The organism is uncultured Actinomyces sp., from assembly GCF_963526355.1.
In the GTDB taxonomy this organism is placed as follows: domain Bacteria; phylum Actinomycetota; class Actinomycetes; order Actinomycetales; family Actinomycetaceae; genus Actinomyces.
In genome coordinates, this window is record NZ_CAUROW010000001.1 from 158,729 (window position 1) to 174,156 (window position 15,428).

The 15,428-nt window shown below is 65.5% G+C and carries 13 protein-coding genes and 1 tRNA gene; 7 read left to right on the plus strand and 7 right to left on the minus strand.

All coding sequences use genetic code 11. The features are described from left to right. Positions 1-47 precede the first annotated feature (47 nt). The 7 genes from RWR81_RS00660 to gndA form a co-directional block, all read right to left on the minus strand. Entirely contained in the window at positions 48-1,007 is a 960-nt protein-coding gene (locus RWR81_RS00660) for an aldo/keto reductase (protein WP_314452919.1), read from the minus strand. Positions 1,008-1,156: 149 nt separating this feature from the next. Next, complete coding sequence (locus RWR81_RS00665) at positions 1,157-1,735, minus strand: MerR family transcriptional regulator (protein ID WP_004564918.1); 579 nt, start codon at positions 1,733-1,735, stop codon at positions 1,157-1,159. A 270-nt stretch (positions 1,736-2,005) separates the two neighbouring features. Beyond that, positions 2,006-2,479: a hypothetical protein gene (locus tag RWR81_RS00670; RefSeq protein ID WP_399497770.1), complete on the minus strand. Its 474-nt coding sequence runs from the start codon at positions 2,477-2,479 to the stop codon at positions 2,006-2,008. Between the two features lie 126 nt (positions 2,480-2,605). After that, complete coding sequence (locus RWR81_RS00675) at positions 2,606-3,256, minus strand: MerR family transcriptional regulator (protein WP_314452922.1); 651 nt, start codon at positions 3,254-3,256, stop codon at positions 2,606-2,608. 110 nt (positions 3,257-3,366) lie between these two features. Beyond that, complete coding sequence (locus RWR81_RS00680) at positions 3,367-3,819, minus strand: FHA domain-containing protein (RefSeq protein ID WP_314452924.1); 453 nt, start codon at positions 3,817-3,819, stop codon at positions 3,367-3,369. A gap of 255 nt (positions 3,820-4,074) precedes the next feature. Then, entirely contained in the window at positions 4,075-6,783 is a 2,709-nt protein-coding gene (gene pepN / locus RWR81_RS00685; RefSeq protein WP_314452927.1) for an aminopeptidase N, read from the minus strand. A gap of 46 nt (positions 6,784-6,829) precedes the next feature. Continuing rightward, positions 6,830-8,305, minus strand: coding sequence for an NADP-dependent phosphogluconate dehydrogenase (gene gndA, locus RWR81_RS00690; protein WP_314452930.1), 1,476 nt, complete (start codon positions 8,303-8,305; stop codon positions 6,830-6,832). A gap of 438 nt (positions 8,306-8,743) precedes the next feature. Between gndA and zwf the strand changes: the two genes are divergently transcribed. The 7 genes from zwf to RWR81_RS00725 all read left to right on the plus strand — a co-directional run bounded on the left by zwf (position 8,744) and on the right by RWR81_RS00725 (position 15,384). Then, positions 8,744-10,327, plus strand: a complete 1,584-nt coding sequence (gene zwf, locus RWR81_RS00695; protein ID WP_314452933.1) for a glucose-6-phosphate dehydrogenase — start codon at positions 8,744-8,746, stop codon at positions 10,325-10,327. Next, positions 10,324-11,292, plus strand: a complete 969-nt coding sequence (locus RWR81_RS00700) for a glucose-6-phosphate dehydrogenase assembly protein OpcA (RefSeq protein ID WP_314452936.1) — start codon at positions 10,324-10,326, stop codon at positions 11,290-11,292. Before zwf ends, RWR81_RS00700 begins: the two co-directional genes overlap by 4 nt. Next, positions 11,285-12,079, plus strand: a complete 795-nt coding sequence (pgl, locus tag RWR81_RS00705) for a 6-phosphogluconolactonase (protein WP_314452940.1) — start codon at positions 11,285-11,287, stop codon at positions 12,077-12,079. The genes RWR81_RS00700 and pgl overlap by 8 nt, the downstream gene beginning before the upstream one ends. A 228-nt stretch (positions 12,080-12,307) precedes the next feature. Beyond that, positions 12,308-13,369, plus strand: a complete 1,062-nt coding sequence (locus RWR81_RS00710) for an HNH endonuclease family protein (protein ID WP_314452943.1) — start codon at positions 12,308-12,310, stop codon at positions 13,367-13,369. 19 nt (positions 13,370-13,388) lie between these two features. Then, complete coding sequence (locus RWR81_RS00715) at positions 13,389-13,838, plus strand: RNA-binding S4 domain-containing protein (RefSeq protein WP_314452946.1); 450 nt, start codon at positions 13,389-13,391, stop codon at positions 13,836-13,838. A gap of 87 nt (positions 13,839-13,925) precedes the next feature. Further along, positions 13,926-13,999 (plus strand) — tRNA-Pro (locus RWR81_RS00720). A gap of 476 nt (positions 14,000-14,475) precedes the next feature. Beyond that, positions 14,476-15,384 carry a CAP domain-containing protein gene (locus RWR81_RS00725; protein WP_314452948.1) on the plus strand — a complete coding sequence of 303 codons (909 nt, stop codon included), beginning with the start codon at positions 14,476-14,478 and terminating at the stop codon, positions 15,382-15,384. Positions 15,385-15,428 lie beyond the last annotated feature (44 nt).

Here is a 15,428-nt window from a genome sequence, read left to right on the forward strand (position 1 = left end):
CGGGGGACGGGAGCGTGGGCTTAACAGAACCCGACGGCGCCGACTTGTCAGCAGCGTGCTGCATCGGAGATGCGGGTGAGTGCTCGGGTCTCCTCCTCGCTGAGCTCAAGGCTCAGGGCGTCAACAATTGGAGCCAGCTGCCTCAGGTTGCGTGCGGAGGCCAGTGGAGCGGTGACGCCGGAGCGGTCGCGCAGCCAGGACAGCGCAACGGCAGCCGGCTCCACTCCGTGATCCGCTGCCACCTGGACGACGGTGTCAACGACGTCGTAGCACTCCGGCCGCTGGTAATCGGCGACCATCCCCGCGCGGTCACCGTCGATCACTTCACCACGACGGTACTTTCCGGTGAGAAAACCGGCAGCCAGCGCGAAGTACGGCATGAGCCCCATGCCGAGCTCGGCCGCCACCTGTCCTCGCAGGCCCGAGCCCTCAACGTCGTGGCGGTGGAGAAGGTTGTAATGGGGTTGCAGGACGATGGGCCGGGCGCTGCCCTGGGAGTCGGCGATGGCGAACCACTGCCGAATGCGCTCAGGCGTGTAGTTGGACAGCCCCACGTGACGGATCTTGCCGGCACGGCGGGCCTCCTCGAAGGCGGCCACGGTCTCCTCCAGCGGGACGGACTCGTCGTCGAAGTGGGCGTAGTAGATGTCGACGACATCGGTCCGCAGACGTGACAGCGACTCCTCCAGCGCCAGGCCGATGTTGTCGGCACTCAGGCCAGAGCGGTCGGGTTTGGTGGAGACCTTAGTGGCCAGGACAATGCGATCGCGGACCGGACGTGAGGCGAGCCAGGACCCGATGACGGTCTCGGACTCCCCGCCGGAGTTCCCGGGAGCCCAGCAGGAGTATCCATCAGCGGTGTCGACGAGGTTGCCTCCGGCATCAAGGTAGGCATTGAGCACGTCGAAGGAGGTTGCCTCGTCCGCAGTCCAGCCGAAGACGTTGCCCCCCAGCCCGATAGGGCTGATCCGAAGGTCAGCCAGGGGGCGGGTTGGTGTTCCAGTCATGTTCTCTCCTGATCTCGTCAGCGCTCCCGGGAGAGTAACTTGTCCAGTCATGGGGCATGTCGTCAGACCCAGAATACGTTCGAGGCTGAAACCGGATCCACGGTTCCAGCCTCGCCGAACAGTACTTTCGTTAATGCGTCTTGCAGCGCTCAGATGGCCTGCTGCCGCTTGGCAGCGCGACGCTTGGCCAGCTCGTCCTCGACCAACGGCGTCCCCAGCGCCTGGGCGTGATCGACAGGCAGATCGGCAAGCGCCCCTTCGACCTCGTGCCACACGCGTCCCACAGCGATGCCGAAGACGCCCTGGCCTCCGGCAACCAGGTCGACGACCTCGTCCGCAGAGGTGCACTCGTAGACCGACGCGCCGTCGCTCATGAGTGTGATGGAGGCCAGGTCCTCGACTCCACGTGAGTGCAGCGCGCTGACAGCCGTGCGGATCTGCTGGAGCGAGACACCGGTGTCGAGAAGGCGCTTGACGACCTTGAGGACCAGGATGTCGCGGAAGGAGTAGAGGCGCTGTGAGCCCGACCCCTTGGCGCTGCGGATTGAGGGCTCGACGAGCCCGGTGCGAGCCCAGTAGTCGAGCTGACGATAGGTGATGCCGGCGGCACGACAGGCAACCGGCCCCCGGTAGCCCGAGTCGGCGTCGAGCTGGGGAAGCGGGTCACCGAACAACATGCCCTGAGTGCGCTGAGGCCTTGCTATCGCGCTGGCTTCATTCATGCTCATGGGCTGCTCCTGTCGCCGAAATGGGGCTGCTCCTGTGGATGGAGGCGCCGAGGCTCGCTTCGTGCGGCCACGGCTCCACGATAGGACCAGTTGGAGCGATGCTCAACGAAGGGCACGCCCCACGTTGATGTGCCGTCAGACATGAATCTCTAGGCAAGGTCGAGCATTTCCGCTTGAACTCCGACTATCTCCCGCCGTGACAGCGTTCCTTCGATAGCAATCCCTTGAAGGTCAGTGCCAGAGATCACAACATCTGTCACATGATTCACTTCAATCCCGCGTGTCACCGGTGAGGTCAATGGTCTCTGACAGCACTCGCCGCCACCTCGCGAAGTGATCAACTCCGTGATCATCATTGAGGTCGACGGCTCTGAGCCTGGTCAGCGAGTTGCTGGCGTGCACCGGAAGCCGGTGGTAACCGCTCAGGAGAAGGCCTTCGCCCGGAGTGCAGGGAACCCTCGTGGCCTGATCCGTGCCTTCAGAGGCCACTACAACAATCCTGGCAACAATACGTGCGTCGTCGTCTACATCGAGCTCGGTACGTCTGATGCGCCCACCCAGCACTTGAACAACATCATCGAGAAGCCCCGGCCACGACGGCGATCGTTCTGCCCCCTGAGCATGGAGAACCAAACCCTCATGCGGAGTCACCGGGATCGCCAGCACCACCGGTCCCCCATCCTCCACGAGGACTGCGACCAGGCCGTCATTAAGATTGGTGGACCTGACGCCTACCAACTGCATCATTGGCACGTTCCAACCCTAAGGGGAGGTGCGTGCCCCTGTCCCAGGAACGCGATTTTTACGGATATCGACTTTCGTCTGCGCCACCGACGAGTTCCAAGGCTTCGGGCGCTCCGATGTCGACTGTCAACCTAACGCATCGACGGCGCGGCGCAGTAGGATCGTATGCAGGTCAGCAACAAGCTCGGCCAGCTCGCGGGCCGTCTCCTCACCTGCGGTCCGGGACCGGGACCGACGTGGTGCCACCGCCTGGTCGATCGTGTCGGCCTCACGCTCGGCCGAAGCTCGTACCGCACGCAGGTTGCGCAGAGGGACCCCCTTGCGGGTGATCTCCATGGCCAGATGCACGGTCCTCAGGTTCTGCCGGCTGTATCGCCCTCGAGCGTCGGGACTGATGAGCCCCACCGCGACGAGTTCCTCGATCTGGGACTCGCCGGCACCCGAGTGGGTCATCAGCGCCTCCAGATCCATGGGGCCATCGTCGACGACCTGTCCGTCACGGGCAACTACCCGGGCGACCGGCTGAGGCGCGGGCACCTCGGTATCAGCATCCAGGCGCGCCAGGCGGTCGCGAATGACGTGTAGGGGAAGGTACTCGTCTCGCTGTACAGCCAAGGCGTAACGCAGGCGCTCCAGATCGGCCTGCGAATAACGGCGATAGCCGTTGCCGACGCGGTGGGGGCTGATGAGCCCCTCACCCTCGAGGTAGCGGACTTTGGAGATCGACAACGCAGGAAACTCCACCTTGAGGAGATCTACGACCTGCCCGATCTTCATCTTCGGTTCACGGGAGACCCCACGGGGCCAACTACCGTCAGCGGCGCGCTCGGAAGCCTCGAGCAAGGAAGAGGGGACAGCTCGCTTCCTGCTTCGTGCGGTTGCCGCGCTCACCGAGATGCGGCTCCACCCTGGGGGCCGGGGTGATAAGTCATGCGGTACTTGCCGATCTGAACCTCGTCACCGGAACGGAGAGCCACCTGCTCCACGCGCGTGCGATTGACGTAGGTACCGTTGAGCGACCCGGAGTCACGTACCCCGTAACCACCATCGGGCAGAGAGGAGAAGACAGCATGCTTCCTGGAGACGGTGACATCGTCAAGGAAGATGTCGGCACGGGGATGGCGGCCCACGGTCGTCTCCTCAGCATCCAAAAGGAACCGCGCACCGGTGGTCGGTCCGTGGTGGACGAGAAGAAGCGCCGTTCCTGATGGCAGGGCAGCGATCGCGGCAGCGTCCTGCTGACTCAGTCCCACCACCGGGGAATCGACTGAGTTGACGACATCGACAACCCCGAAGGTCTGGGTGGAGGAGGGATCCTGCTCGATCGGACTGCTCGACATTATTCCTGCCCCTCGGTTCGGTGCGGCGCCCGGTGCGCCGCCTCAAGCACCACCATACCGTTGGTTGCACTGACGTCGAGGCAACATCAGGACGTGGCTTGCTACGAATGGCGAAAAGCCTACCCCTTGTCCGCCCTCAGCCAACTCCTCAGAGTGATCAAGAACACCGGAAGCGGATCTCGGACCGACAACAGCAGCCACTGATGATGCTCAAGTTAGGACGAAGGTCTCACATCGGATTGAGGACCTTGTCCTTTAGGCGATACGTCGAGCGGCAAGAGCACGTCGCAGGTCGTCGAGGCTCTTGAGGATGAGTCGACGCAGAGCCGGCGGCGCCTCGGTATGGGTGTCGAGCCAGTCCTCGACTGCCTGAGCATCGGTCTCATCTCCACAGACGGGGAACAGGCCCAGGACCAGTCGGGTAGCGATCTCCTGACCTCGGTCGGACCACATGCCTCGAAGCTCTTGGAGATAGCGGGTGGTGAACGCAGTAGTCAGCTCGCGATGGGCATCAACGGCGAAGCCCGTGATGAGGGCGTCGACTGAATCGTTGCTCAAGGCGGCGTCACTCAGAAGCCGGTCGAAGATCTCAGCCTTGAGCTCCTCGCGGGGCATCGAGCTGGACGCTCTCAGGTGGTGCGTGATGCCGCTGGCCGTGAGGTCCGCCTTCCGCTGCCCATCAAGCTCGTCGGCGCCGACGGCGTCCAGCCGGGCCAAGGCCGTCAGTGCTCGCCACCGCAGGTCGTCATCCATCCCCAGCCCAGGAAGGTCTCCGTCCAGAAGCAGGCGGATGCGGCCAGTCACCTGTGCTTGTGACTCCCGACCGAGCCACCGTGCCTGTCCCGCGGCCTCCAACCAGGCACGGGCGCGCACAAGCTGGGAGTCCGAGCCCGGCGCAGCGGCACGCAACCTGCCCCAGCCGCCGTGTCCGAAGACAGGTTCGGAGACCTCCGGCAGCGCCAGGTCATCTGCGACGAGCCAGTCCAGGGCCAGACGCCGTGCACTCGGCCCGGTGTACCGACAGGCAGCGCGCAATGCCTGGTTCAACAGTGTGGACAGGGTACCCGGCTCAGTGTCATCGTCGGCCTGAGTCAGAACGGTCTTCACGAACAGAGGTGCACTGATCCTTGCGTCTCGTAAAAGGTTGTGCAGCATCGACCACGCCAGGGCTCGGGCCATGGGGTCATGGACGGATCCGAGCGAGGCGGCCAGTCGGGACAGGGAGGCGTCGTCGGGACGCACGACGGCATAGGTGAGATCTTCGTCATTGACCAGGACGACGTCGGGGGCAAGCAGTCCCACCGCCTCGGCGATCTTGAGCTGCTCGACCTCCAGGGTGACCGGCAGCCGGTGGGTGCGCACCAGTGCGCCGTCCCCGTCGAAGGAGTACAGGCCGACGACGAGCGTGTGCGGACGCAGCACCGGTTCCCCGGTGGTCAGGTCGGTGCCCTCCTGGCGGATAGTCAACGAGACGATCCGCCCCTCGTCGACGATCAGCTCATCGCTGATGACGGAGGGACCCGCGGTGTGCAGCCAAGCTCGGGCCCAGTCCCGCATGTCCCGGCCTGATACCTGGGAGAGCACGTCAAGGAAGTCGTCCAAGGTGGCGTTGCCGTAGGCACTGCGCTCGAAGAGACGCCCGGCCGCCTCCAGGAAGGCGTCCTGGCCGACGTGGGCGACGAGCTGCTTGAGGACGGCGGCTCCCTTGGCGTAGGTGATGCCGTCGAAGGTCTGGCGCGCGGCCTCGACGTCGTCGACCCGCGCGACAACGGGGTGGGTGGTGGCTGGCCGAGAGTCCTCCAGGTAGGCCCAGGCCTTGCGGGTGGAGGCGAAACTCACCCACGCCTCGGTGAAACCGGCGGCCTCGGCCTCGGCCCAGGTTCCCTGATGGTCGGCGAAGGACTCCTTGAGCCAGGTGTCCTCCCACCAGGCGGGAGTGACGAGGTCGCCGAACCACATGTGGCACATCTCGTGGAGGATCGTGTTGGCGCGCCCTGCCCTCTGAGAGCGGGTGACCGGTCCGCGGAAGAGGTAGAGGTCCTCGTTGAACGTGACGCAGCCGGGGTTCTCCATGGCGCCGAGGTTGTACTCGGGCACGAGCACGCTGTCGTAGGAGTCCCAGGGGAAGCCGTAGTCATAGGCGCGGTCGTAGAAATCCAGACCAGCGCGGGTGAGGTCCAGGAGTTCGGAGGAATCCAGATGGTCGGCCAGGCTGGAGCGGCAGGACCAGGACAGGGGAATCGTCAGGCCCTGGCGGCTCGGGGAGATCCACCGGCCGGTCACCCGGTGCCAGGGACCGGCTGCCAGCGCGGTGAGGTAGCTGGGCAGAGGCTTGGACGCGACGAAGGACGTCACCTCGACATCGACGCCGGCATCACCGCCATCGGCATCAGCCGGGTCAGCCGACAAGTGGGCGCTCGATCCATCTGCTTCCGGACACGCGTTGGATATGACCGTCCAGCCGCGTGGGTGGGTGACCTCCAGGAAGAACCGGGTCTTGAGGTCCGGCTGCTCCATGACCGGCCAGGCCCGGCGTGCATCGGAGGGCTCGAAGTGGGTGTAGAGATAGGTGGCGCCGTCAACCGGGTCATGGAAGCGGTGCAGTCCCTGACCCGAGTTGGAATACAGGCCGTGCGCCCCGATCTCCACCACGTGCCCGCCTGGATCCAGCACGGGCAGGGCGATGCGGGCGCCGTCCCAGATCACTGCGACCAGTCGCCCGTCGATGCTCAGCGAGTCGACTCCCTGCCCCACGAAATCCACCCACAGTCCTTCGACCGGCCTCCTGATGTGCAGATGCATCCGGCAGTGAACCGTGAAGGCGACCTCACTGGGATCGATGGCCGTAGTGACGTCGATTGCCACGTGACTGGAGGTCACCTGACACACCGAGGCCCGCCAAGCGGCCTCTTCGTGACGTAGGTTCGTGGGACTGTCCGAGCGAGCAGGAGCGGTCGTCGTCATGTGCGGGGATCTCACAAGGCGGTGCGGGTGATATCTGAAGCGAAGCTCAGCTCCACTTCTCCTCGGTGCGCTCGGACGTGGCCCACAGCGTGTGGTAGATCCCTTCGACGTCGTCGGTGCGGTGGTAGGTGTGCGAACCGAAGAAGTCGCGCTGTCCCTGGATGAGAGCGGCCGGCAGGCGCGGTGAGCGCAGCTGGTCGATGTAGGCAAGGGAGGAGGCGAAGGCCGGGGCCGGGACACCGGCGGTTGCGGACGTGGCCACGACCTGGCGCCAGGCCGGCAGCACCGTGGCTAGGGAGGAGGCGAAGACCGGCGCCGTCAGCAGGCTGGCCAGGCTGGGGTTCTCGTCGTAGGCGCGAGTGATGTCATCCAGGAATCGGGCCCGGATGATGCAGCCACCCCGCCAGATACGCGCCATGGCCCCCAGATCGATGTCCCAGTCGAACTGGGCCGAGGCGGTGGCGATCTCATCGAAGCCCTGGGCATAGGCGGCGATCTTGGAGCCGTAGAGGGCCTGCCTGACGGCGTCAACGAAGGCGCGCCGTTCCTCGGGGTCCGTCGAAGTCGGGGTCGAGGTTCCCGGAGCGATGTCTGCGGCCTGGACGGCGGCTCGCGCCGCGCCGGCTGAGGAGACGGCACGGGCGAAGGTGGCCTCGGCGATGGCGGGCACGGCGACCCCCAGCTCAAGAGCCGTCTGGGTGGTCCATACCCCGGTGCCCTTCTGACCGGCCGCGTCCACGACGACGTCGACGAAGGGGCCTGAGGTTGCGGTGTCGGTGTGGGAGAGGACCTCGGTGGTGATATCGATGAGGTAGGAGTCGAGCTCGGAGTCCTTCCAGGAGCGGAAGACCTCAGCGATCTCGGAAACGGTGAAACCGCCGACGTGGCGCAGCAGGTCGTAGGCCTCAGCGATGAGCTGCATGTCTGCGTACTCGATACCGTTGTGGACCATCTTGACGAAGTGGCCGGCACCGTCGGGGCCCACGTGGGTGCAGCAGGGCACACCGTCGACGTGGGCCGAGATGGACTCCAGCATCGGCCCCAGACGCTTATAGGAATCGCCGGTACCTCCGGGCATGATCGAGGGGCCGTTGAGTGCGCCCTCCTCTCCGCCGGAGACTCCCATACCCACGAAGTGCAGGCCGCGCTCGCGCAGAGACTCCTCACGACGGCGGGTGTCGGTGTACAGGGTGTTGCCGGCGTCGACAATGATGTCACCAGGCTCCATGAGGGCGGCGAGCTCCTCGATGACCTCCTCGGTGGCGGCACCGGCCTGGACCATGATGATGGCCACGCGAGGAGTACGCAGAGAGGCCACGAAGTCCTTCAGGTCGGCCGCCGGCACGAAGTCGCCCTCGGAGCCGTATCGTTCAATGAGCCTCTCAGTGCGGGCGAGCGTACGGTTGAAGACCGCGACCGCGTGTCCGTGACGAGCCAGGTTGCGGGCGAGGTTCGCCCCCATCACCCCCAGTCCGAAGACACCGAGATCAGCTGTGGCTGGTGCGGGGGTGAAACTGCTCATGGAGATCCTTTCCTGTACGACAGGCCTGGGACGGCCTTGCGATTCCAAGAGGTGGTACCGGATGACACGAGTCGCGCCCCGAAAAGCGAGGACGGTGCTTCGGCGATCCGGGTTCAGACGCCAGCAGGCACCTACCGGAACCTGTCAACGCTGTTGACCCTACCGCGTCCAGTTCCCAGGCACGAGGATCATCCGTGATTCAGCCGGTCCCAGGACAGGGTGCAACGGCTCACGATCGACCTGTCTCTTCCAGGTGAGACCCCCACGGGCGCGTTACAGTGGCGACAGTGGCATTCGACTCGCACGGCCCTTCGGTCTCCTGCTGCGGCCCTGACCGGAACTCCCAGACCACAGTGCCCAGGCAGTCTGCCGACAGCTCACCACCGGTCTGCTGCCGCTGCCTGCCCCACCCCCTCGTCGATCCTCAGAAAGGCTGACGTGTCCAGCTCCGACTCTGCGACTCCGCTACCGCTGTCGCGGCCCGCGCGAGCAGCCAACCCGCTTCTCGACGCCCGCGACCTTCGCTTACCGCGTATCGCCGACCCCTGCGTGCTGGTGTTGTTCGGCATCACCGGCGATCTCGCTCGCCACAAACTCCTGCCCGCCATCTACGACCTGGCGAACCGCGGTCTGCTCTCCCCCAGCTTCTCACTGGTGGGGATCGGCCGGCGTTCCTGGTCCGATGACGATCTGCGCGAGTACGTGGAGAAGGCCGCTCGCGCAGGGGCTCGCACCCCGTGGCGCCCCGCGATCTGGGAGCAGCTAGCCGCTGGAATGCGCTTCGTGGAGTTCGGCTCCTTCGAAGACGACGCCGCCTACGACCAGCTCACCCACATCGTGGACGATCTGGACGCCACCCGAGGCACCCGCGGAAACCGCGCCTTCTACCTGTCGATCCCCCCGGGATGGTTCCCGGCCGTCACTGAACGTATCGCCCGCTCCGGACTGGTGGAGGAGTCGGCCGACGCCTGGCGTCGCGTGGTCATCGAGAAGCCCTTCGGGCACGACCGCGCCAGCGCCCGTGAGCTCGACGCCCTCGTGGGACGTATCGTGCGTCCCGACGACGTCTTCCGGGTGGACCACTACCTGGGCAAGGAGACAGTGCAGAACATTCTGGCGCTGAGATTCGCCAATACGATGTTCGAGCCTCTGTGGAACCAGCGCTACGTCGACCACGTCCAGATCACGATGGCCGAGGACATCGGCATCGGCACCAGGGCCGGCTACTACGACACCATCGGCTCGGCACGTGACGTCATCCAGAACCACCTGCTCCAGCTCCTGGCACTGACGGCCATGGAGGAGCCCACCAACATGGACGCGGCCGCAGTGCGCCTGGAGAAGGAGAAGGTACTCAACTGCGTTCGCCTGGAGCGCGACGGGGTCCTGGACCTGGATCTCACCACGACCCGGGGCCGCTACGAGGCAGGCTTCCAGGGCGGGCTGCCCGTGAGGGGCTATCTGGAGGAGGACGGCGTCGCCACCGACTCCCGGACCGAGACCTTCGCCGCCGTGCGCCTGGAAATCGCCAACCGTCGCTGGGCCGGTGTGCCGTTCTACCTGCGCGCCGGCAAACGCCTGACCCGCCGGGTGACAGAGGTGGCAGTCGTCTTCAAGCAGCCCCCGTTCCTGCCCTTCGAGGCGGCAGCCACCACAGCCGTGGGGGCCAACACGATCGTGCTGCGGATCCAACCCGATGAGGGCATCACGCTACGACTGGCCTCCAAGGTGCCGGGCACCCAGATGGAGTTGCGCGACGTCTCCATGGAGTTCGGCTACGGAGCCACCTTCAACGAGGAGTCACCGGAGGCCTATGAGCGCCTCATCCTCGATGCGCTCCTGGGCGACGCCCCGCTCTTCCCCCACCAGCGCGAGGTTGACCTGTCCTGGCGCATCCTGGATCCCGTCATCGAGCACTGGAGCGCCGGTGGAAGCCCCGAAGGCTATCGCCCCGGCTCCTGGGGACCGGCCAGTGCCCACGAACTCCTCGCCCGCGACGGCCGTACCTGGAGGCGCTCATGATCACTACGCTGACCGCAACGACCACGTCCCGGATCGTCTCCCGACTCGTGGAGCACGAGGGCACGTCTGGCTCCTCCCGAGTGCTGACACTCGTCATCTCCACCGACGAGCCGGGCCTGGAGGAGGCGCTGTGCGCTGCGCACGGAGCCAGCCGGGACCACCCGTGTCGGGTCATCGCCGTTGTCAAACCACCTGAGGAGGACACCGAGCGGGCGAGGCCGCGCAGCCGCGACGGACACGTCTCCGCCCAGGCCGGCGGGCACCTGGACGCCGAGATCCGTGTGGGCCATGACGCCGGTGCCGGCGAGACACTGGTCCTGCGCCCCTGGGACGAGGCGGCTCTGCACACCGACACACTGGTGGTGCCCTTCCTCCTGCCTGAGGCCCCGGTGGTCGTGTGGTGGCCGACGACCGTTCCCGAGGTCCCCTCACAGGACCCGTTGGGCCGTCTGGGCTCCACCCGCATCACCAACACCCCCGCTCAGGACTTCCCCGCCAGGGCGCTGCGTCAGCTGGCCCCGATGAGCGTGCGCGGCGACATCGATCTGGCCTGGACCAGGATCACCCTGTGGCGCGCCATGGTGGCCTCCACCCTGGACCCGATCCTGCGCTCGGGCGGGCTGCGAAAGGTGATCGTGGCCGGTGAGCCTCGGAACTCCTCGCTCTCCCTCATGATCGCCTGGCTGCGGCTCCGCCTGGACGTCCCTGTGAAACGGGTTGATGAGGAGGACTTCAAGGGCATCTCCTCCATCACCGCCAGAACCGACGACGGTGACGTCGTCATCGCCCGCCACGATCTGGAACGGGTCACGATCACGCGCCCCGGCTCCCCCGAGCCCCAGGTGGTCACGATGGCACGACGCGAGCCGATCAGCACTCTCAACGAGGAGCTGCGCCGATTGACTCCGGACCTCATCTACCAGGAGGTCCTGGCCACACTCCTGGAGGAACCCGCTCATGACTGACCACGCTGTTGACGGCCGGGCGCTGGCTGAGATCCAGATGGGTGCGGCTGCGGCCCCGGCACCAACCGTCGTCGGCGCACCGACACTGACCGATGCCGCCAGGCTGGCCTGCCAGGACACAGTGCAGGTCCTGGCCAATGCGGTTGCCGAGCGGGGAGTCGCTCACCTGGCACTGACGGGAGGCTCCGGCGGCGTTGCGTTGGCCGAGGCCCTGGCACCACTCATCGCCGCCCAACCCGAGTCCGTACGCTGCGGAATCCACCTGTGGTTCGGCGACGAGCGCTTCGTTCCCACGGGGGACCCGCAGCGCAACGACCTGTTGGCCGCACCGCTCATTGCCGCTGGTGTACGGGAGTCACAGGTGCACCGTCTGGCCGCTCCGCAGGATGTCAGTGGCCTCGATGAGGCGACAACACGTATGGTCCACGACTTGGAGTCGGCGGGACTGGCCAGTGGCGGCTTCGACGTTGTTCACGTGGGACTTGGCCCTGATGCCCATGTCTGCTCACTCTTTCCGAGGCACCCGGCCGCACTCGCAGTGGGAGTCCCTGCTGTGGCAGTGCGCAACTCACCCAAGCCGCCTCCCGAGCGCTACTCCCTGACCTTCGAGGTACTGCAGCGCGCTCGCCGGATCATGGTCGTGGCCGGTGGCGCGGGCAAGGCCACGGCCGTGCGCCTGGGGCTGGGCGCACCTGATGCGGTCGAGGCACCTGCCTCGTGCTGTCGGGGCCGGGAGACCACCTGGTACCTGGATGAGGCGGTTGCCGCGAGCCGTAGCGTCGTCTGACGCCCGGGGGCGTCATCACGTGAGCGCCGCCATCCGAGCGGACCAGCTCATCAACGACTTCCACCGGAGCCTCGCCGCGCTCGAAGACGGATGCTTCCACTGCCTCGGCCGGAGCCTCGCTCGCTGAGCGCCCCATCCACGATCATTGCCGTGAAGCCGGCCTCACGCAGGAAGTCATCGAGCTCAAAACCGAAGGATCATGTCGGTGGGCGGGGCTACCGTAGCCCCATGAGCTTCCCCGGCCGGTTCCTGACGCGCCTCGGTATCCTCGGTGCGCTCAGCGTCTGGGGCCTTGTGTCCGTGCCGCCGGTCCAGGCCGACTCCACCCCTGCAGAACCATCTCAGGACACTGCCTCCAGCGAACTCGCTTCTCTTCATGAGGCGCCATGGGACCAGCGGGGTGACTTCATCCTGTCCCCCCAAGCCTCTCTCCAGGCACTATCGGAGCTGCCTGAGGATGCTCCTGCCGCACAGTCCTGGAGCGAAGGAGGCTCGCGCACTGGTTGGTTCGGTGAGGCCTGGACAGATGTCGACGGTGACGGCTGCGACACCCGCAACGAGATCCTGGCCCGTGATCTGACAGATCCCGACTTCTCCCGCACTGATGGCATACAAGGCCGTGAGGAGGGACACGGTCAGGGTGCGGGTGTGTGTCCGGACGCCACTGTCTGGTCGGGCACGCTCCAGGATCCGTACACCGGCAGGAGGATCACCTTCACGCGTGGCCAGGACACCTCAGCCGCTGTCCAGATCGACCACGTGGTTCCATTGAACTATCTCTACGCTCACGGCGCCTGGCAGTGGGACGAGCGCACCAGGTTGCTGGCCGCCAACGATCCGTTGAATCTCATCGCCGTTGATGGTGAGGCCAACCAGGCCAAGGGCGCCTGTGGCCCGGCGACCTGCCCTGTCGGCTCCACCGACACCGGCAGCTGGAGCCCCACCGGTGCCGGGGGCTGGTGGCCCGACAACGCCTCCTACCGCTGTACCTACGCACAGCGCTTCGTCTCGGTGGCCAGCGCCTACCGACTCGGCCTGCCTCAGGCCGACAACGACGTCCTGCGCTCAACTCTGACCGACTGCCTCTCCGGTGGCGACGGAACTGAGTCCCTCCCCGAACAGGCCACCCGTGCCGTCAAGAAGATGGGCTCCACCATATGGCGCAATCCCGCCTACTCGGCACTTGCGGCGCTCGGCGCCCTCGTACTGGGCTGGGGGCTCATTTCTCGTGGACGTGCCCGAGGACGCGGGCCACGGCGTCGTCAAAGCGGGTTCAGGACACGCCGCTGAGCTCGCTTAGGATACCGCCATGGCAACTCGCCCTCGGCCTGAGTCCCACGCCAACAACAACAACCCGAGTGGGTCGACGTCGGCTCGTATCGATGTCTGGTTGTGGAGTGTGCGGCAAGTCAGGTCTCGTTCGGCCGCCACGAGCGCCTGCAAGGCCGGACATGTACGTATCAACGGTGAGACCGCCAAACCGGCCCAGCACGTCTCAGTGGGAGACGAGGTCCGCTACCGCGTGGACGGCTTCGACCGGCTTCTGACCGTCACCCAGATCCTCACCAAGCGGGTGGGCGCCCCCATCGCCCGCACGGCGTACATCGACTCCTCCCCTCCTCGTCCCTCCCCTTTGGACACACCAGCGGCCGTCATCCGGGAACGGGGAGCGGGACGGCCCACGAAGAAGGAGAGACGTCAACTCGACGCCCTCATGGGACGGGGCCGCCGCCTGGATGACCGACAACGAAGGGGGTGAGCGGCCTCACCGCCGACAGATTTCTGAAGGAACCACCCCATGAGTTAAAGTTCTACTCGTTGCAAGCGGCCAGTTGCCGCGAGGCAACGGGCTGTGGCGCAGTTTGGTAGCGCACTTGACTGGGGGTCAAGGGGTCGTGGGTTCAAATCCCGCCAGCCCGACCGAATAGGAGTCCGCACCGTTTTCAGTGCGGACTCTTTGTTCTCCACAGGTTCTTGCACTCCTTTGCAACAGCACTACATTTTCCCAGATTTTCCCCCATCAATGCTTGTCACACTCGCATAACAACTGTCAACCAGATTCATTCCTAACACTCTGTTTTGCGACACCTATCAAAACTCCAGTCACACACAGGTAGACACGTCGGTGCAGCACCGCGTTCCGCACCCACCTTCTAACGTGGACTCTTGCTGACAGATCGGTACAAAAGCAAGGTGGCGACCGTTAGTCCCAGACCAACCAAACAACGAATCCGGTCAGAAATGTCACAGTCCAATAACATGCACGGCCTCAAAAGGCTGTGGTTGAGTGAACACCGACATCCAGGGAGCTTCACAACGTTCTGCACCCCGGTTCTCATCGCCGGCTACTGCAAGCCCAATTGTGTGCTCATGTCCCCGATCAGAGAGAACGACACATGAACATCAAGCGCGTCATCGCCACAACTGCGCTAACCGTCGTGCCGCTGACCGTCTCCTCAGCCGCCTTGGCCGCTCCAGCCCCTCAAGGCGCCGTCGTGGCCCTTCCCGTCCAGGTATCCGCGGAAGGAGCCCAGCACGCCAGCACTGTTCTGACCAAAGTCAACGAGCTGCGCTCCCGCCTGGGGCTGCAGCCCGTGACCCAGTATCAGGAGCTCGATGCGGTCGCCCAGGACTGGTCAGAACAGCAAGCCGGCACCAACAACATGAAACACCGCCCGGACTTCGCCTCCTCCTATCCTGCAGGTTGGACCACGGGATCTGAGAACGTGGCCTTCCGTGATAACGGTGGTGACGTCGGTGCGCTGATCTTCGACCAGTGGCTCAACTCCCCCGGCCACTACGAGAACATGGTCAACCCGGATGTCAACTCCATCGGCATTGGTTTCGCCCAGACCTCGAGCGGCCGGTGGTACGCCACTCAGAACTTCGCCGCATACAACCCCAGCAACACACCGCTGACGCCCACAGTCGCGGGCACGCCCCCGTCCACTAGCAACATCCCGACGACGGACATCTCCGTTTCTGCTCCGGCACCCGCGCCCTCGAGCACAACAACGACACCCGCTGCTGAGCCGACTCCTCCCGCCGAAGAGGCTCCGCCGGTCACAGGTGCCGCCACCCCCGAGGCCACTGCGGCCTCATCGGCCCCGGCCGCCGAGGAGGCCACCACGAGCACCGATGCCAGGACCAATCCCAGCTCGACCACCGTGGTTGCCGCTTCGAACACCACTCCGACGAAGCCCTCACTGGCCACCACGGGCCCCAGTATCGCCGTGGCCGCCGTCGCCGTCGGTCTGCTCGGCGCAGGTATTGTCCTTGTGATGCGTCGTCGCCGGATCAGCTGACTGAGCGGAGGCTGCGACAGAAGAGCCATCCCTCTGACGTGCAT